This is a genomic window from Serratia marcescens, assembly GCF_006715005.1.
In the GTDB taxonomy this organism is placed as follows: Bacteria; Pseudomonadota; Gammaproteobacteria; order Enterobacterales; family Enterobacteriaceae; genus Serratia; species Serratia montpellierensis.
On sequence record NZ_VFMJ01000001.1, the window covers coordinates 3,337,324 to 3,355,687 of the forward strand.

The 18,364-nt window shown below is 61.8% G+C and carries 16 protein-coding genes; 8 read left to right on the top strand and 8 right to left on the bottom strand.

The window, feature by feature from the left end:
* Window positions 1-56: 56 nt before the first annotated feature.
* From allD to allE, 4 genes are all read left to right on the top strand, one after another.
* Complete coding sequence (gene allD / locus FHU12_RS16255; protein ID WP_015376901.1) at window positions 57-1,106, top strand: ureidoglycolate dehydrogenase; 1,050 nt, start codon at window positions 57-59, stop codon at window positions 1,104-1,106.
* Between the two features lie 170 nt (window positions 1,107-1,276).
* Window positions 1,277-2,524 (top strand): allantoate deiminase, encoded by a 1,248-nt coding sequence (allC, locus tag FHU12_RS16260; RefSeq protein WP_141970540.1) that lies wholly within the window; start codon window positions 1,277-1,279, stop codon window positions 2,522-2,524.
* Window positions 2,521-3,780 (top strand): MFS transporter, encoded by a 1,260-nt coding sequence (locus tag FHU12_RS16265; RefSeq protein WP_141970542.1) that lies wholly within the window; start codon window positions 2,521-2,523, stop codon window positions 3,778-3,780. Before allC ends, FHU12_RS16265 begins: the two co-directional genes overlap by 4 nt.
* 57 nt (window positions 3,781-3,837) lie before the next feature.
* Window positions 3,838-4,623 (top strand): (S)-ureidoglycine aminohydrolase, encoded by a 786-nt coding sequence (gene allE / locus FHU12_RS16270; RefSeq protein ID WP_096241984.1) that lies wholly within the window; start codon window positions 3,838-3,840, stop codon window positions 4,621-4,623.
* A gap of 53 nt (window positions 4,624-4,676) precedes the next feature.
* Here allE and FHU12_RS16275 read toward each other — a convergent pair whose 3' ends face one another.
* The 7 genes from FHU12_RS16275 to FHU12_RS16305 all read right to left on the bottom strand — a co-directional run bounded on the left by FHU12_RS16275 (window position 4,677) and on the right by FHU12_RS16305 (window position 12,412).
* On the bottom strand, window positions 4,677-5,819 hold the full coding sequence (locus tag FHU12_RS16275) for a glycerate kinase (RefSeq protein WP_141970544.1): 1,143 nt from the start codon (window positions 5,817-5,819) through the stop codon (window positions 4,677-4,679).
* Window positions 5,820-5,947: 128 nt separating this feature from the next.
* Complete coding sequence (locus tag FHU12_RS16280) at window positions 5,948-7,201, bottom strand: MFS transporter (RefSeq protein ID WP_230490096.1); 1,254 nt, start codon at window positions 7,199-7,201, stop codon at window positions 5,948-5,950.
* Window positions 7,202-7,456: 255 nt separating this feature from the next.
* Window positions 7,457-8,338: a 2-hydroxy-3-oxopropionate reductase gene (glxR, locus tag FHU12_RS16285; RefSeq protein ID WP_141970548.1), complete on the bottom strand. Its 882-nt coding sequence runs from the start codon at window positions 8,336-8,338 to the stop codon at window positions 7,457-7,459.
* A gap of 10 nt (window positions 8,339-8,348) precedes the next feature.
* Complete coding sequence (gene hyi / locus FHU12_RS16290) at window positions 8,349-9,128, bottom strand: hydroxypyruvate isomerase (protein ID WP_141970550.1); 780 nt, start codon at window positions 9,126-9,128, stop codon at window positions 8,349-8,351.
* 11 nt (window positions 9,129-9,139) lie between these two features.
* Window positions 9,140-10,921 (bottom strand): glyoxylate carboligase, encoded by a 1,782-nt coding sequence (gene gcl / locus FHU12_RS16295; protein ID WP_096241980.1) that lies wholly within the window; start codon window positions 10,919-10,921, stop codon window positions 9,140-9,142.
* A gap of 119 nt (window positions 10,922-11,040) precedes the next feature.
* Complete coding sequence (allR, locus tag FHU12_RS16300) at window positions 11,041-11,856, bottom strand: HTH-type transcriptional repressor AllR (RefSeq protein WP_038875050.1); 816 nt, start codon at window positions 11,854-11,856, stop codon at window positions 11,041-11,043.
* A gap of 70 nt (window positions 11,857-11,926) precedes the next feature.
* A complete protein-coding gene (locus FHU12_RS16305; RefSeq protein WP_141970552.1) occupies window positions 11,927-12,412 on the bottom strand; it encodes an ureidoglycolate lyase in 486 nt (161 codons plus the stop codon).
* Window positions 12,413-12,763: 351 nt separating this feature from the next.
* On the opposite strand from FHU12_RS16305, the gene allS reads away from it, so the two are divergent.
* The 3 genes from allS to FHU12_RS16320 all read left to right on the top strand — a co-directional run bounded on the left by allS (window position 12,764) and on the right by FHU12_RS16320 (window position 15,120).
* Window positions 12,764-13,678, top strand: a complete 915-nt coding sequence (gene allS / locus FHU12_RS16310; protein WP_141970554.1) for an HTH-type transcriptional activator AllS — start codon at window positions 12,764-12,766, stop codon at window positions 13,676-13,678.
* A 72-nt stretch (window positions 13,679-13,750) separates the two neighbouring features.
* Window positions 13,751-14,656, top strand: coding sequence for an SPFH domain-containing protein (locus tag FHU12_RS16315; protein ID WP_004940203.1), 906 nt, complete (start codon window positions 13,751-13,753; stop codon window positions 14,654-14,656).
* Between the two features lie 2 nt (window positions 14,657-14,658).
* Entirely contained in the window at window positions 14,659-15,120 is a 462-nt protein-coding gene (locus FHU12_RS16320; protein WP_141970556.1) for an NfeD family protein, read from the top strand.
* Here the strand turns inward: FHU12_RS16320 and cueR are convergent.
* Entirely contained in the window at window positions 15,117-15,518 is a 402-nt protein-coding gene (cueR, locus tag FHU12_RS16325) for a Cu(I)-responsive transcriptional regulator (RefSeq protein WP_015376888.1), read from the bottom strand. The genes FHU12_RS16320 and cueR overlap by 4 nt on opposite strands.
* 108 nt (window positions 15,519-15,626) lie before the next feature.
* Here cueR and copA point away from each other — a divergent pair, with 108 nt between their 5' ends.
* The gene (gene copA / locus FHU12_RS16330) at window positions 15,627-18,338 is read left to right on the top strand and encodes a copper-exporting P-type ATPase CopA (RefSeq protein ID WP_141970558.1); all 2,712 of its coding nucleotides are present in this window, start codon (window positions 15,627-15,629) and stop codon (window positions 18,336-18,338) included.
* Window positions 18,339-18,364: the final 26 nt, after the last annotated feature.

Consider the following 18,364-nt stretch of genomic DNA (forward strand, 5'->3'; position numbering starts at 1 on the left):
TATACATTACAACGCAGAGGCGAATTAAATAAACCGTAGTGATAAAAGGACTGTATATGAAGGTCTCTAAACAACAATTACATCAGCTTATCCAGCAAAAAATTCACGCCGCCGGCCTGAGCCAGGAACACGCCGGCATCGTCGCCGATGTGCTGGTTCATGCCGATGCGCGCGGCATCCACTCCCACGGCGCGGTCAGGGTCGAATACTATTCCGAACGTATCAGCAAAGGCGGCACCAACAATCACCCGCATTTCACCTTTGAAAAAACCGGCCCCTGCAGCGCCATTTTCGACGGCGACAACGGCGCCGGGCACGTGGCGGCCAAGCTGAGCATGGATCGCGCCATCGAGATGGCGAAAGAGAACGGCGTGGCGGTAGTGGGCGTGCGCCGCATCGGCCACAGCGGGGCGCTGTCGTACTTCGTGCAGCAGGCGGCGCGCGCCGGCATGGTCGGCATTTCGCTGTGCCAGTCCGATCCGATGGTGGTGCCGTACGGCGGCGCCGAAGTCTACTACGGCACCAACCCCATCGCCTTCTCCGCGCCGGGCGAAGGCGACGAGCTGATCACCTTCGATATGGCCACCACCGTGCAGGCCTGGGGCAAAGTGCTGGACGCCCGTTCGCGCAACGCCGCCATTCCCGACACCTGGGCGGTGGACGCCGAGGGCAAGCACACCACCGATCCGTTCGCCGTCAGCGGGCTGCTGCCGATCGCCGGGCCGAAAGGCTACGGCCTGATGATGATGGTCGACGTGCTGTCGGGCATTTTGCTCGGCCTGCCGTTCGGCAAACACGTCAGCTCGATGTATCACGATCTCAGCGCCGGCCGGGAATTGGGCCAATTGCATATCGTGCTGAACCCGGGTTATTTCACCAACGAATCCGCATTCCGTAAAAATATCAGTCAGGTCATGAAAGAATTGAATGCCGTTAAACCGGCGCCAGGCGTCAGCAAAGTGCTTTACCCGGGGCAGAATAGCCATGCGCGTGAAATGGAAAGCGAGAAAAACGGTATCGAAATCGTCGACGATATTTATCAATACTTAATTTCAAATGCTATTTACCAGCGCTCTTACGACCATAAAGATCCCTTCGCCAGTTAACGCACTCTTATTATCGTGGGCTTTTTGCGCCGCGGCTCGCGGTTGATATGTCAGAGCCGGGGAGAAAAAGAAAACCTTCATCAGCGCGCTCAGCGCAATAGGTCGGCCGGTGGCGTATATCCCCGCCCTGGCCGCATCGCCGCTGAGACACAACATGCGGGCAGGTAAACATGAAAGACTTCCAACAAGAAATCCGTGATATTTCCGGCTGGTTATCGAAAATCGGCGCCGACCCCAGCGGCGGCATGACGCGTTTGCTTTATACCCCGGAATGGATCGAAGCGCAGCACGCGTTGAAAAACGCCTTCGAGGCCGCCGGGCTGAACACCCATTTTGATGCAGTCGGCAACCTGTTCGGCCGGTTGGAGGGCAGCAAATACCCCGACCAGGTGATTCTCTCCGGGTCGCACATCGACACGGTGGTCAACGGCGGCAACCTCGACGGCCAGTTCGGCATCGAAGCCGCCTTCATGGCGATCAAACACCTCAAGGACACCTACGGCCCGCCGCTGCGCAGCCTGGAAGTCATCGCGCTGGCGGAAGAAGAAGGCAGCCGTTTTCCTTATGTGTTCTGGGGCAGCAAGAACATCGTCGGCCTGGCCCGGCGGGAAGACGTGCAGCACATTACGGACGCCAAGGGCGTCGGCTTCGTCAACGCCATGCGCGACGCCGGCTTCGATTTCCCTCCGCCGCATCAGCCGCTGCGCAGCGACATCGCGGCCTTCGTCGAGATCCACATCGAGCAGGGCAAGGTGTTGGAAACCGAAGGCAAAACCATCGGCGTGGTGACCAGCATCGTCGGCCAACGGCGCTATGACGTGCGGCTGCAGGGCGAAGCCAACCACGCCGGCACCACCCCGATGAGCTACCGCCGGGATACCGTGCACGCCTTCAGCCGCATCTGCTGCGAATCGATCGCCAAGGCGCGCGCCGAAGGCGATCCGCTGGTGCTGACCTTCGGCAAGGTGGAGCCGAAGCCAAACACCGTCAACGTGGTGCCGGGCTTCACCCACTTCACCCTCGACTGTCGTCACACCGATCAGGCCACGCTGCTGCGCTTCACGCAGGAGATCGAGCAGGATATCCAGCGCATCTGCGCCGAGATGGGCATCGAGGTCGAGATCGATCTGTGGATGGACGAAGCGCCGATCCCGATGAACGAACAGCTGGTGGCCTGCGTCAGCCGCCTGTGCGAAACGCAGCGGCTGAATTACCGCATGATGCACAGCGGCGCCGGACACGACTCGCAAATCTTCGCCCCGCGCGTGCCGACGGTGATGATGTTCGTGCCGAGCATCGCCGGCATCAGCCATAACCCGGCGGAAAAAACCGCCGTCGCCGATCTGAACGAAGGGGTGAAAATCCTGGCGCAGACGCTGTATCAGCTGGCCTACACCGAACAGGGGGCCGAGGCATGAGCAACGATATCGACCCGCGCTACTGGAAAAAGATCGTCGTCGTGCTCTGTCTGGGCTGGGCGGTGATCTGGATCTATCGCACCGTCCTGACGCCGATCTTCCCCGAGATCCAACAAACCATCGGCGCGCACTCCAATGCGGAAATGGGGCTGATCGCCAGCTTCTACTTCTTCGCCTACACCGGGATGCAGATCCCGGCGGGCATCCTGGTGGACAAATTCGGCAAGAAGGTGGTGCTGATCCCGGGCTTCTGCCTGTTCATCATCGCCACGCTGCTGATCGGCAACGCCACCAGTCTGACCATGGTCTATGCCGGCAGCCTGCTGGCGGGCATGGGCTGCGGCTCTTATTACGGCTCGGCCTACTCCCTGTCGTCGGAGAATATCCCGCTGGAACGCCGTGGCCTGGCGACCGCGGTGATCAACAGCGGCTCGGCGCTCGGCATGGCGATCGGCCTGATCGCCTCCAGCCTGCTGGTGAAAAGCTTCAACATGAACTGGCAGATCATGCTGTTCATCATCACCGGCCTGCTGGTGGTGATGACGCTGGTGTTCGCCGTGGTCATCAAAGGCTCGCAGCCCCAAGCCCCGGTGGCCGTCAGCCAGACCGTTGCACCGACGGCGATCGCGCCCGAAGAGGACGGCCAGGCCAGCGGCCTGTTCAGCCTGCGCATGATCTCCGCCTACGCGATGTACTTTGCCACCTGCTACGGCTACTACATGATAGTCACCTGGCTGCCCTCGTTCCTGCAGCAAGAGCGCGGCTTTGAAGGGGTGGCCATCGGCTTCTCCTCCGCGCTGGTGGCGTTCGCCTCGGTGCCGGGCGCGCTGTTCTTCAGCCGCATGTCCGACCGTTTCCGCAACAAGAAGGTGCAGCTGATCATTTTCCTCGAGCTGTGCGCGGCGGTGATGCTGGTTTGCACCGTCATTTCGCCGGACTCCACCATGCTGCTGATCAGCCTGATCCTGTACGGGTTGCTGGGTAAGCTGGCGGTCGATCCGATCATGATTTCCTTCGTCGCCGACAACGCGCCAAAGAAAGGCTATGGCACCAGCTTCGGCGTGTTCAACTTCTTCGGCATGTCCTCGTCGGTGATCGCCCCCTTCCTCACCGGCGTGATCTCCGACAGCACCGGCTCCAAGGTGATGGGCTTTTACATCTCCGCCGCCATCCTGCTGGTGGGCACCGCCATTTTCTTCACCGTCAACGTCTTGATGAAACGCACTACGGCAGCTCGAACGGCCACCGAGGCCTGACGGCGCTTTTTTACCGGGCGCCGCCGCGGCGCCCTTTCAACGATCAGGAGAATCAACGTGGGTTACTTCAACAATCAAACCGGTTATCCAACCGACATTCTGTCAACGCGCGCCATCATCAAACGCGGCAACTATGCGCTGATCCCGCCGAACGGCCTGGTGCGCAACGTCATTCCCGGTTTTGAAAACTGCGACGTCACCATCTTGTCGACGCCGAAACTGGGTGCCACCTTCGTCGATTATCTGGTGACGCTGCACGACTGCGGCCGCAATACCAAAGGCTTTGGCGGCGAAGAGCTCGAAACCTTCGTGTACGTCATCGACGGCGCCATCACCGCTTCCGCCGACGCCACCGACTACCCGCTGACCGCCGGCGGCTACCTTTACTGCCCGGCGGGCGTCACCCTGCGGCTGGAAAACGCCAACGGTGGCCAATCCAGCCGCCTGTTCCTCTACAAACGCCGCTATCAGCGCATCAAAGGCTACGAGGCGCACGTGGTCAGCAACAACGTCGCCAACCTGGAGCAGATCCACTACGAGGGCATGAGCGAGGTGATCCTGCAGGATCTGCTGCCGAAAGATCTGGGCTTCGACATGAACATGCACATCCTCTCCTTCGCCCCCGGTGCCAGCCACGGCTACATCGAGACCCACGTGCAGGAGCATGGCGCCTACATTCTCAGCGGCGCCGGCGTGTACAACCTGGACAATGAATGGATGCCGGTGAAGCAAGGCGACTACATCTTCATGGGCGCCTATGTGCAGCAGGCGGGCTATGCGGTGGGCCAGGAAACCTTCAGCTACATCTACTCCAAGGACTGCAACCGCGACGTCGAGCCGTAAGCGCTTCGCCGCCAAAACCAAGGCCACCTGCTCGCGCAGCGTGGCCTTCTTTTTTATCCCAATCGCCGGCCGATGCGCATTACGCGGGCGACGTTGGCGGCGCTGCGCTGCAGGTTGAGTTCCCCTTGCGACAGCGCGACCTCCAGCGTACTCAGACGCGGCAGAATGCTGAACATCGCGTCGATTCCCTGCGCGTGCAGCGCTTCCGCCCCTTCCTCCACCACGCCGGCCAACGCGATGACCGGCAGGCCGCGCGCCCGCGCCAGACGGGCGACGCCGGACAGCGCCTTGCCGCCCAGCGTTTGGCTGTCGATGCGCCCTTCGCCGGTGATCAGCAGATCGGCCTCCGCCAGCGCCTGCTCCAGGCCCAGCGCCGCCATCACGATCTCGATGCCCGGCTTCAGCGTTGCGCCGAGGAACACCTGGCAGGCGATCCCCATGCCGCCCGCCGCCCCGCCGCCGGCGACCTGCCGCACGTCCTGGCCGGTGCTCTGGCGGATCACCTCGGCATACTGCGCCAGCCCTTGCTCCAACTGCGCCACCATCGCCGCCGTCGCGCCCTTCTGCGGCCCGAACACCGCCGCCGCGCCACGCGGCCCCACCAGCGGATTGTCTACGTCGCAGGCGACCTCAATCCGGCACTGCCGCAGGCGTGCGTCCAGCATGCTGAGATCGATTCCGCTCAGCGTCGCCAGCTCGCCGCCGCCCCACGGCAGCGTCTTGCCGTCCGGGCGGTAGAAACGCCCGCCCAGCGCCTGCACCATGCCGACACCGCCATCCACCGTGGCGCTGCCGCCGATGCCGAGGATCAGGTGGCGAATGCCCTGATCCAGCGCATGCAGGATCAGTTCGCCGGTGCCGTAGCTGGTCGCCAGCAGCGGGTTACGACGCTCCGCCGGCGTCAACATCAGCCCGCTGGCCGCCGCCATTTCGATCACCGCCGTTTTGCCGTCGCCGCTGACGCCATAAAATGCCGCCACCCGTTCCCCCAACGGCCCCGTGGCGGTCACGCTCACCTTGCGCCCGCCGGTAGCGGCCACCAGCGCGTCCACCGTGCCTTCGCCGCCGTCGGCGATCGGCAGGCAGACGCACTCGGCATCGGGATAAACCTCGTGAAAACCGCGCGCGATCGCCCGCGCCGCCCGTTCCGCGCTAACGCTTTCTTTAAATGAATCCGGTGCAATAACAATTTTCATGATGCATCCTTTATTCGAACGGAAATAAAAATGGCCATGCCTTCCCCCGCTGAATTAATCAGATGAGGAATGCATGGCGAAATAAAATAAAACTGTTGCCGATTATTTAATGAAGATGACGGGAAGTGTTATTTATTGACCCATTTTGCCGGCACGCTGTAGGTTAATATCGCCCCCAGTATCATCATTGTCGATAAGACGCACATCGCCACTAAATTACTGTGGGTCAGCTGTTTGAAATAGCCGATGATATAAGGCGAAATAAAGCCGCCGATATTGGCGATGGAATTGATGAGCGCAATGCCCGCCGCAGCGCAGGTGCCGGTAAAAATGGCGTTCGGCAGGCTCCAGAACAGCGGCGACGGCACCAGGCTCGACGCCACCGCCACGCACAGCGCCGCCATCACCACGTGCTTGTTGTCCGGGAACAGGCCGATGAAGATCAGCGACACTGCGGCGATGCAGAACGGTACGATGATGTGCCAGCGCCGCTCGCGATGCTTGTCCGAACTGCGCGCGGCCACCAGCATCGCCACCACCGCCAGCATGTAAGGCAGCATGGTCAGCAACCCGATATCCATCACCGAGGTCACGCCGGTGTCGCGAATGATGGTCGGTACCCAAAACGCCAGCCCGCCCTGGCCCATCACGGTGCAGAAGCAAATCAGCCACATTTTGGTGAACGCGGACGATCTCAGCATGCTCTTCATCGTCCACTCCTGCCCGCCGGCGGCGCCCTGACGCGGCGCGCTCTGCGCCATATCCTCTTTGATCAATGCCTTCTCCTGCGGGCTGAGCCACGTGGCGCTCTGATAGGTATTATCCAGGAAACAGAAGATGACAATGGCGATCAGCAGCGCGCGCGGGCCGCTGATAAAGAACAGCCACTGCCAGCCGGAGAGATTCATCAGGCCGTTCATGTGCTCGATGATCCACCCGCACAGCGGGCCGCCGATGATGTTGCTGACCGGGATGCCGCACACGAACAGCGCCGTCATCTTGGCGCGCTGGCTGGAGGGAAACCACAGCGTCAGGTAGAGGATCACGCCGGGGTAAAAACCGGCCTCCGCCAGCCCCAGCAGAAAACGCGCCAGGTAGAATTGCCAGGGGTTGGTGATAAAGACGCTCAGCATCGAGATCGCCCCCCACACCACCATCAGCAGCGCGATGATCTTTCTGGCGCCATAGCGGCTCAGCAGAATGTTGCTGGGTACCCCGGCGATGATATAGCCAATGAAAAATACCCCGGCCCCCAGCCCGTAAACGGCTTCAGCCATCGAGACGTTGCCGTTCAGAATATCGGGCATCATTTGGAATTTCGAAAACGAAATCCCCACCCGGTCGAGATAACCGACGATATAGCTCACTAATAGAATGGGCATAATGCGCCAGGCGATTTTTCGATATAAACGACTTTTGTCAGGGGCGGTAAGAATATCTTTATCAATAACAGCATTATCGGTTGCCATATTCAGTGTCTCCTTGGGTTGGCATCCTGCTTTTTACTTTTTATTGTGCTGAATCATTTTTTATTGGATTGGCGGGGACCCTCTTTATTTATCATAAAGAGGGCGTTATTAATGTCGAACATCTCTGATTCTAATGATAAGCCAGCAAATTAAATGCCGGCGGGCGCCTTAGCCGGCCACCCGGTGGTTGCCCATAATTTCCAGCGCCCGCACCAGCGCGGAGTGATCCAGCTCGCCGTCGCCATTGGCGGCGCAGACGTTGAACAGCTCCTGGCAGGTGGCGGTATTCGGCAGGCTGAGCGCCAGCGCCTTCGCGCCCTGCAGCGCCAGGTTGAGATCCTTCTGGTGCAGCGAGATGCGGAACCCCGGCGCGAACGCCCGCTTGATCATCCGCTCGCCGTGCACCTCCAGAATGCGCGACGAGGCGAAGCCGCCCATCAGGGCTTCACGCACCCGGGCCGGATCGGCGCCGGCGCGCGAGGCGAACACCAGTGCCTCGGAGACCGCTTCGATGGTCAGCGCCACGATGATCTGGTTGGCGACCTTGCAGGTTTGCCCGTCGCCGTTGCCGCCGATCAGCGTGATATTCTTGCCCATCAGCGCCAGCAGCGGCTGCACCCGTTCGAAGGTCGCTTCCTCGCCCCCCACCATGATGGTCAGCGTGCCCTGCTTGGCGCCCACTTCGCCGCCGGAAACCGGCGCGTCCAGGTACCGGGCGCCCAGCTGGTTGATGCGCTGCGCGAACCGCTTGGTCTCCAGCGGTGAAATGGAGCTCATGTCCACCACCACTTTGCCGTTCAGCTTGCCGGTGGCGCAGCCGCGTTCACCAAACAGCACCTCCTCCACCTGCGGCGTATCCGGCACCATGATAAAGATCACGTCCGCCTCATCCGCCACCTGCTGCGGATCGCGGCAGGCGATGGCCCCTTGTTGCAGCAGCGCCGCCGGTACCTCATGCCGGGTGTGGGCATAAAGCGTATGCCCGCCCGCCAGCAGCTTTTCCGCCATTGGCGCGCCCATGATGCCCAGACCAATAAATCCCACGTTCATTTTCATCTCCTCAAGACAGGTATTTTTTAATCCATGACAGGCCGCTTTCCGTGGTGGTGAGCGGTTTGTATTCGCAGCCGATCCAGCCGCGGTAACCCATGCGATCCAGCTGCGCGAAGATAAACTCGCAGTTGATTTCGCCGGTGCCCGGCTCGTGCCGCCCCGGGTTGTCGGCAACCTGAATGTGGTCGATCTTCGCCAGCAGGCGCTCAAGGGTCTGCGTCAGCTCTCCCTCCATGCGCTGCATGTGGTAAAGGTCGTACTGCAGATACAGGTTGGGGCTGCCGATCGCTTCGATCAGTTCGATCGCCTGCCGGGAGGTTTGCAGGTAGAACTGCGGCATGTCGTAGCGGTTGATCGGTTCGATCAGCAGTCGGATATTCTTTTGCGCCAGAGTGTCGGCGGCGTAGCGCAGGTTCTCCTTCACCCGTTCGTCGGTGGTGTGGCGGCTGACGGCGGGATCCGGATTGCCGATCAGGCAGTTGATGCGATCGCAGCCCAGCGCCTGTGCATACTCGATCGCGCGCCCGACGCCGTCGCGGAACTCCGCTTCGCGCCCCGGTAAACAGGCGATGCCCCGTTCGCCCGCCGCCCAGTCACCGGCCGGCAGGTTGAACAGCACCTGGTTCAGGCGATGCGCCTCCAGTTCGCTGCGCAGCGCGGCGATCGGGTAGTCGTAAGGGAACATATATTCCACCGCGCTGAAGCCCTGCTCCTTCGCCCGGCGGAAGCGCTGCAGGAAATCGACTTCGGTGAACAGCATGGACAGATTGGCTGAAAATTTCGGCATGGCGAGATTCCTCAACGGTAATCAAAGAAGTTGACCGAGGTCGGTGCGTCTTCCGGCGTTGCCGCCACCGGTTCAAACTCATTGACGTTATCCAGCTCGGTACCCATGGAGATATTGGTGACGCGCTCCAGGATGATTTCCACCACCACCGGTACCCGGTGCTGCTGCATCAGTTCCTGGGCCTGACGGAACGCCGGCGCGATCTCTTCCGGTTTGAACACCCGCAGCGCCTTGCAGCCCAGCCCTTCCGCCACCTTGACGTGATCGACACCGTACTCGCCAATCTCCGCGTTGTTGATGTTTTCAAACGACAGCTGCACGCAGTAATCCATATCGAACCCGCGCTGCGCCTGGCGGATCAGCCCCAGATAGGCGTTGTTCACCAACACGTGGATATAGGGCAGCTTGAACTGCGCGCCGACCGCCAGCTCTTCAATCATAAATTGGAAATCATAGTCGCCCGACAGCGCGACCACCTTGCGCTGCGGATCGGCGGCGCATACGCCCAGCGCCGCAGGCAACGTCCAACCCAACGGGCCGGCCTGGCCGGCGTTGATCCAGTGGCGCGGTTCGAAAACGTGCAGCATTTGCGCGGCAGCGATCTGCGATAGCCCAATGGTGGTGACGTAGCAGGCGTCACGGCCGAAGGCGCGGTTCATCTCTTCATACACCCGCTGCGGCTTGACCGGCACGTTGTCGAAGTGGGTTTTGCGCAGCAGCGTTTGCTTGCGCTGCAGGCAGGCGGCGCACCAGGCGTCGCGATTCGGCAACTCGCCGCGCTCGAAGCGGCGCTGCGCCGCGTCCACCAGCATTTGCAGCGCGATGCGCGCGTCGGAAACGATGCCCAGATCCGGGCAGATCACCCGGCCAATTTGCGTCGGCTCGATATCGATATGCACCACCTTGCGCCCGGCGGTGTACTTGTCCACCGACCCGGTGTGGCGGTTGGCCCAGCGGTTACCGATGCCGAACACCAGATCAGAATCCAGCAGGTTGGCGTTGCCGTAGCGGTGCGAGGTTTGCAGGCCCGCCATACCCGCCATCAGCGGGTGATCGTCCGGAATGGCGCCCCAGCCCATCAGCGTCGGGATCACCGGCACGTTGCAGATCTCCGCCAGCTGCTGCAGCAGATCCGCCGCATCGGCGTTGTGAATGCCGCCGCCGGCGATGATCAACGGCTTTTTCGCCGCGCACAGAAGATCCAGCGCTTTGTCGATCTGCGCCTGGGTAGCCGCCGGCTTATAGGCGGGCAGTGAAGAGTAGGTGTCCGGATCGAACTCGATCTCCGCCATCTGCACGTCGAAAGGCAGGTCGATCAGCACCGGCCCCGGCCGGCCGGAACGCATCAGGTGAAACGCCTGTTGCAGCACGCGTGGCACCAGCGCCGGTTCCTGCACGGTGACCGCCATCTTGGTCACCGGCTTGGCGATCGATTCGATGTCTACCGCCTGGAAATCCTCTTTGTGCAAACGCGCGCGCGGCGCCTGGCCGGTGATGCACAGGATCGGAATCGAATCGGCGGAGGCGGAGTAAAGGCCGGTGATCATGTCGGTGCCCGCCGGGCCGGAAGTGCCGATGCACACGCCGATGTTGCCGGCGGCGGCGCGAGTGTAGCCTTCCGCCATGTGCGAGGCCCCTTCCACGTGCCGCGCCAGGTAGTGTTTGATGCCGCCGTGCCGCCGCATCGCGTCGTAGAACGGGTTGATCGCCGCGCCGGGCACGCCGAACGCGGTGGTGATCCCTTCTTTTTCCAGCACGTGCATTGCCGCGTCTACCGCTCGCATAATTGCCATGTGATGTTCTCCTTAATTTATTGGAAAATTTTTCCAACTTAAAATTACGGTCAAAAAAACCCGTTTGCTCATCAAACGGGGAGTCTTGCTCCGCGCCGGTTCAGCCCGGCGCGCGACGTTTATGCCTTGCTGCGCGATTCGCCCAGCGCGGCGCTGATGTCTCTGGCCACCTCACCCACCAGTTCGCCCAGCTCCTTGAACCGCTCCTTGCCGACCCGCGAACTGGGCCCGGAGATGGAAATGGCGGCGATCACGTTGTTGTTGCGATCGAAAATCGCCGAAGCCAGGCAGTTCAGGCCGAGCGCGTGCTCTTCATCGTCGATGGTGTAGCCCTGCGCCAGCGACTGATGCAGATCCTTACGCAGCAGGTTCACGCTGGTCAGCGTCTTCGGCGTGTAGGATTGCAGCCCCGAACGCACGATCAGATCCAGCATCTCCTCTTCCGCCAGCGGGTACAGCAGCGCCTTGCCGGCGCCCGAGGCGTGCAGCGGCAAGCGGCTGCCCAGCGGCGCGCACATGCGCACCATCGCCTGGCACTCGCATTGACGAATCAGCACCGCGTCGAAATTGTTGCGGATCGCCAGGTTGGCGGTCTCGCCGGACAGCAGCATCAGCCGGCGCATGAACGGCCCGGCCACCGATACTACGTCGCGATCGTTCATGTAAGCGGAACCGACGGTGAACGACTGAATGCCGATATGCCACCAGCCCAGCTGTGGATCCTGAAAGACGAATTCCGATTTCTCCAACACTTTCAATAATCTGAAGGTAGTGGACAGCGGCAGCTCCAGCTTTTCGGACAGCACGGAAACCGACGAGCTCCCCCCGGCGTTGGCCAGGTACTGGAGGATCTCCAGCCCGCGATCCAACGCCTGCGCCCCTTTGGTGGCGCCGGCTTCGGTGGCGGGTCGTCCTTTCCTGCGTAATTCGGTCATTCAAGCTTCCTTTGTCAGTAACGGCATGGGTGACGCTATGATAAACGCCCTGCGCGGCGTGCGGCCAGCGCTATGCCAAAACTATGCGATACGGCTCCGGCAAGCGGCTGACCACGCAGTTGTCAGCGCCTGCGCGATCGATGGTGAAAAAGTCGGTGACCTTCGCATAGGCAAACAGCGGATGGTGCCAGACGTTGCGATGGTAGTTGATCCCCTGTTTGCCGTTGGTGATAAAAGCGCGCAGCGTGCCGACGGGGATGGTGTCGCCCGGTTCGGCGACGATCACCACGAAGCGTTCGCCGTTCATCGGCACAAAGGCCTGCGACGAGAGCGGATGCTTTTCCAACAGGGAAAAGGTCATCGGTAGCTCGCTGGGTTCCGCCCGGTTGATGCTGGCCAGCACCCGGTTGCCGTCGGATACCTCTATCTTGGCAAGATCGTGATAACGCTCGGTTTTCCCGTCATTGATATGAAAGAAGCGCGAGCCCTCTATCTGCAATACATCGCCATAAGGCGCAAAGGCCGCCGGCGTTAATTCTTCGATGACTAAATCCATGTGATTCTCCCAAGCGCATGACCCAGCGACGATTGAACGGCGATATTTCACCCAACGCCTTCACTCTAGACAGCGCTTGGCGAATTTGACAGCATTTTTTGGAAAATTTTTCCACAATAAGATCATCAGCACACTTTACGATCGAAGAGCAATATTAGTTGCTTTAAATCAATGAATTAAAAAACCGCCTAATTCATCATCGGGTAAAATGGGGCGGCGCACGTTCATCGCTATCGGATGATTCTGTGACCGGGATCGTGGGGTTGGGCTTTGCCGCTGCCTATCGCGCCGCAACATCAGTAGATTCTTCTCACCGATAACCGAAAAGGCGGTGTCAGCCAAGGACCCCACATGCTGGATCACGAAACCATTCGTTCGTTTATCAAAGTTGCCGAGTGCCAAAGCTTCTCGCGCGCGGCAGAATTGCTGCATAAAACCACCGCCACCATCAGCTACCGCATTAAAACGCTGGAAGAGAGCATCGGTACGCAGCTGTTTATCCGCACCACCCGCACCGTCAACCTGACGCCGGCCGGGGAGTATTTGCTGGAACGCTGCCGCCAGTGGCACACCTGGCTGGACGCCATGCCGGGCGAACTGCGGCAAATCAACGACGGCGTAGAGCATCAGGTGAATATCGTGATCAACAACCTGCTGTACGACGCCGCCGCCGTGGCCGGGCTGTTGACCCACCTGCACGACAAATACCCGTTCACCCAATTCCACATTTCCCGCCAGGTGTACATGGGCGTGTGGGATGCGCTGCTGAATGAGGACTGCCATCTGGCGATCGGCGCGGCGGGCAATGAATCGCTGGAAAACAGCATCAAGGTGCTGCCGCTGGGCAAGGTCAATTGGGTATTCGCCATCTCGCCGACACACCCGCTGGCCAATGCAGCCGATCCGTTGAACGAAACGCAGCTGCGCCCTTACGCCGCGATCAACGTCGAAGATACCGCGCGCCATCTGGCCAAGCGCACCGCCTGGCTGCTGTCGGGCCAACAGGAGATCAAGGTGCCGGATCTGCGCACCAAGCTGGAGTGCCATCTGCGCGGCCTCGGGATCGGTTTCCTTCCGCGCCAACTGTGCCAAACTTATCTTGATAGCGGCGAGTTGGTGGCCAAGCAGCTCAAATATCCGCGCCAGCCCTCTCCCCTGTCGCTGGCCTGGTCCGACGCTCGCGGCGGCGAAGCGGTGCGTACCCTTATCAGCCTGTTCCAGACGCGGGATCCGCTGATCGCGGGTTTGGTCGGCGCCCTGGATTAAGTCGCGGTATCAGTAGGCATTTTTCCGGCGCTGTCGTAATATCTGTTTACATATGTCTGACAGGAGGTTTGCATGCTTACTTTTATTCCCATCGTGATCGTCGTCGCACTGATTGTGGTGTTCGCCGGCGTCAAAATTGTGCCGCAGGGGTTCCAATGGACGGTAGAACGCTTCGGCCGCTACACCAAAACGCTGATGCCGGGGCTGAACCTGGTGGTGCCGTTCATGGACCGCATCGGCCGCAAAATCAACATGATGGAGCAGGTGCTGGACATTCCTTCGCAGGAAGTGATTTCCCGCGATAACGCCAACGTCGCCATCGACGCGGTGTGCTTTATCCAGGTGGTCGATCCGGCGCGTGCCGCCTACGAAGTCAGCAACCTCGAACAGGCGATCGTCAACCTGACCATGACCAACTTCCGCACCGTGCTCGGCTCGATGGAGCTGGACGAAATGCTGTCGCAGCGCGACAGCATCAACAGCCGCCTGCTGCACATCGTCGATGAAGCGACCAATCCGTGGGGGGTGAAAATCACCCGTATCGAGATCCGCGACGTGCGGCCACCGGCGGAACTGATCGCCTCGATGAACGCCCAGATGAAGGCCGAGCGCACCAAGCGCGCCGACATCCTCGAGGCGGAAGGGGTGCGTCAGGCGGCCATTCTGCGCGCCGAGGGGGAGAAACAATCGCAGATCCTGAAGGCCGAGGGCGAACGCCAGTCGGCGTTCCTGCAGGCGGAAGCGCGTGAACGCGCCGCCGAGGCCGAGGCGCGCGCCACCCAGCTGGTGTCCGATGCCATCGCCAGCGGCAACATTCAGGCGGTGAACTACTTCGTGGCGCAGAAATACACCGACGCGCTGCAGAAGATCGGTTCCTCCAACAACAGCAAGGTGGTGATGATGCCGCTGGACGCCAGCAGCCTGCTCGGCTCGATCGGCGGCATTACCGAGCTGCTGAAAGAAAGCAAAGGCAAATAATCATGCTCGAACTGATCGCGGCGAATCCGCTGTGGTTTTGGCTCTCCCTCGGGGGCGTGTTGCTGGCGGCGGAAATGCTCGGCGCCGGCGGCTACCTGCTGTGGAGCGGCGTGGCGGCGCTGTTGGTCGGCGCTCTGATCTGGCTGCTGCCGCAACTTTCCTGGGCGTGGCAAGGCATGATCTTCGCCGTCCTGACCGTCGTCGTCGCCTACCTGTGGTGGTACTGGCTGCGCCGGCGCCCGGTGGCCGCATCCGGCGGGTCGCCGGTGCTCAACCAGCGCAATCGCCAGCTGATCGGCACCCGCGCCACGCTGACGGAGCCGATGCACAACGGCATGGGGCGCATCAATATCGGCGACAGCAGTTGGCGCGCGCAGGCGGCAGAAGATCTGCCCGCCGGCACCGAAGTGGAAGTGGTGGCGGTAGAAGGGGTCACGCTGGTGATCCGCGCCATCAGCCGTTAATTCGAACGACAGCACCCCGCCAGATTATTGATAATGGGGCACTCCGCCCCCTCGTCGCCCGGGCATTGTTCCGCCAGCGTCAGCAGGCGCTGGCGCATTTCTCCCAGCTCGCTGATGTGTCTTTCGATCTCCGCCACCTTCTGCAGCGTGCGCGCCTTCACGTCGGCGCTGTGGCGGGCCGGATCGTTGAACAACGCCACCAGCTCACGGCACTCGTCCAGGTTGAAGCCCACCTGCCGCGCCTGGCGCAGCAGCGTCAGCTCTTCAACGTGCCTGGCGGAATAGTGGCGGTAACCGTTGTCGCTGCGGATCGGGGCGGTAATCAGCGCTTTCTCTTCGTAAAAACGAATCGTCTTGCTGGTTAACCCGGTTTTTTTCGCGACGTCGCTAATATTCATTTTCCCTCCTTGACCTTACCCTTGCTGGAAGGTTTAAGCTCCATTCTTAGTGAAAACAGGTCCGGCGGTCAACCTTTAAACACCGCCCTTTAAGCAAGGAGTCCAACCATGTCACACACCACTATGCTGGCATTGCAGGGGCTGTCCTGCATGAACTGCGCGCAGCGGGTGAAAAAAGCCCTGGAAAGCCGCAGCGATGTCGAACAGGCCGAGGTTAACGTGCATTACGCCAAAGTGACCGGCGACGCGCCGGACAGCGCGTTGATCGATAGCGTGATTGCCGCCGGCTATCAGGCCGAAGTCGCGCCACACGCCGATACCGAGCTGCAGCTGAGCGGCCTGAGCTGCATGCACTGCGTCGGCAGCACCCGCAAAGCGCTGGAAGCCGTGCCGGGCGTGTTCGCTACCGACGTCGAGATCGACAGCGCGAAAGTGTACGGCGATGCCGATCCGCAGGCGCTGATCGCCGCGGTGGAGGATGCCGGTTATCACGCCAGCGTGGCGGGTGCCGTCGTCCCAAAAACTGAGCCGTTGACTGACGCAACACCTTCGTTGCCGGACGTTCAGCCAGCGGCGCAACCTTCCCTTCCGGCAACCGACGGCGCGGACGACAGCGTACAGCTGCTGCTCAGCGGCATGACCTGTGCCAGCTGCGTCAATAAAGTGCAGCAGGCGCTGCAAAGCGTTCCCGGCGTAGAGCATGCGCGCGTCAACCTGGCGGAACGCAGCGCGCTGGTGACCGGCGGCGCCGATGCGCAGGCGCTGGTGGCGGCAGTGGAAAAAGCCGGCTACGGCGCCGAGATGATTCAGGACGAGACCGAACGCCGCGAGCGCCAGCAGCAGACCGCACGCGCCAACATGAAGCGCTTTAGCTGGCAGGCGGTGCTGGGCCTGGCCTTGGGTATCCCGCTGATGGCCTGGGGACTGTTCGGCGGCAGCATGACGCTGACGCCGGAAACCCAGCGCCCCTGGCTGCTGGTCGGCGTCATTACCCTGGCGGTGATGGTATTCGCCGGCGGGCACTTCTACCGCAACGCCTGGCGCGCACTGATGAACGGCAGCGCCACCATGGATACCCTGGTGGCGCTCGGTACCGGCGCCGCCTGGCTTTACTCGATCGCCGTCAACATTTGGCCTGATTTCTTCCCGATGGAGGCTCGCCACCTCTATTACGAGGCCAGCGCGATGATCATCGGTTTGATCAACCTCGGCCATGCGCTGGAGCAGCGCGCTCGTCAGCGTTCTTCGCAGGCGCTGGAGCGGTTATTGGATCTGACGCCGCCTACCGCGCGGTGGGTGACTGACGACGGCGAGCGCGACATCCCGCTGGCGGAGGTGCAGCTCGACATGACGCTGCGGCTGACCACCGGCGATCGCGTGCCGGTCGACGGTGAAATCGTGCAGGGCGAAGTCTGGCTCGATGAAGCGATGCTGACCGGCGAAGCGGTGCCGCAGCAAAAAGGCCCCGGCGATACGGTGCATGCCGGAACGGTGGTCGACGACGGCAGCGTGCTGTTCCGCGCCGCCGCCATCGGCAGCCAAACCACGCTGGCGCGCATCATCAAACTGGTGCGTCAGGCGCAGAGCAGTAAACCGGCGATTGGCCAACTGGCCGACCGCGTCTCGGCGGTGTTCGTGCCGGCGGTGGTGGCGATCGCCCTGTTCAGCGCGGCGATGTGGTACTTCTTCGGCCCGCAGCCGCAGCTGGTCTATACGCTGGTGATCGCCACCACGGTGCTGATCATCGCCTGCCCATGCGCATTGGGCCTGGCAACGCCGATGTCGATCATCTCCGGCGTCGGCCGCGCGGCGGAGTTCGGCGTGCTGGTACGCGACGCCGACGCCCTGCAGCAGGCCAGCCAGTTGGACACCCTGGTGTTCGACAAAACCGGCACCCTGACCGAAGGGAAGCCGCAGGTGGTGGAGATCCTGACCTTCAATCAGGTCAGCGAGCAGCAGGCGATCGGCTGGGCCGCGGCGCTGGAGCAAGGCTCCAACCACCCGCTGGCGCGCGCCATCATGGAACGCGCCGCCGGGCAAACGCTGCCGCAGGTCGCGCAGTTCCGCACCCTGCGCGGCGCCGGCGTCAGCGGGGAGATCGACGGCGTGCAGCTGCTGCTGGGCAACGCCGCGCTGCTGGAACAGCATCAGGTCGCAACCACCGAGCTGGATGCGCCGATGCGCGCCCAGGCCGAACGCGGCGTGACGCCGGTGCTGCTGGCCGTTGACGGTAAACCGGCCGCGCTGTTCGCCATTCGCGATCCGCTGCGCGAGGACAGCGTCGCAGCGCTGCAGCGCCTGCACCAGCAGGGGTATCAGCTGGTGATGCTGACCGGCGACAACCCGGTGACTGCCAACGCCATCGCCAAAGAGGCCGGTATCGATCGGGTGATTGCCGGGGTGCTGCCGGACGGCAAAGCGGCGGCGATCAAGCAGCTGCAGGCGCAGGGCCAGCGCGTGGCGATGGTCGGCGACGGCATCAACGACGCCCCGGCGCTGGCGCAGGCCGACGTGGGCATCGCGATGGGCGGCGGCAGCGACATTGCCATCGAGACCGCCGCCATCACCCTGATGCGCCACAGCCTGCACGGCGTGGCGGATGCGGTAGCGCTGTCGAAGGCCACGCTGCGCAACATGAAGCAGAACCTGTTCGGCGCCTTTATCTACAATACGCTGGGCATTCCAATCGCCGCCGGCGTGCTCTACCCGCTGACTGGCACGCTGCTCAGCCCGGTAGTGGCGGGCGCGGCAATGGCGCTGTCGTCGATTACCGTGGTCAGCAACGCCAACCGGCTGCTGCGTTTTAAACCCAGGAAGTGATCGCCGGGGCGCCGTCATGGCGCCCC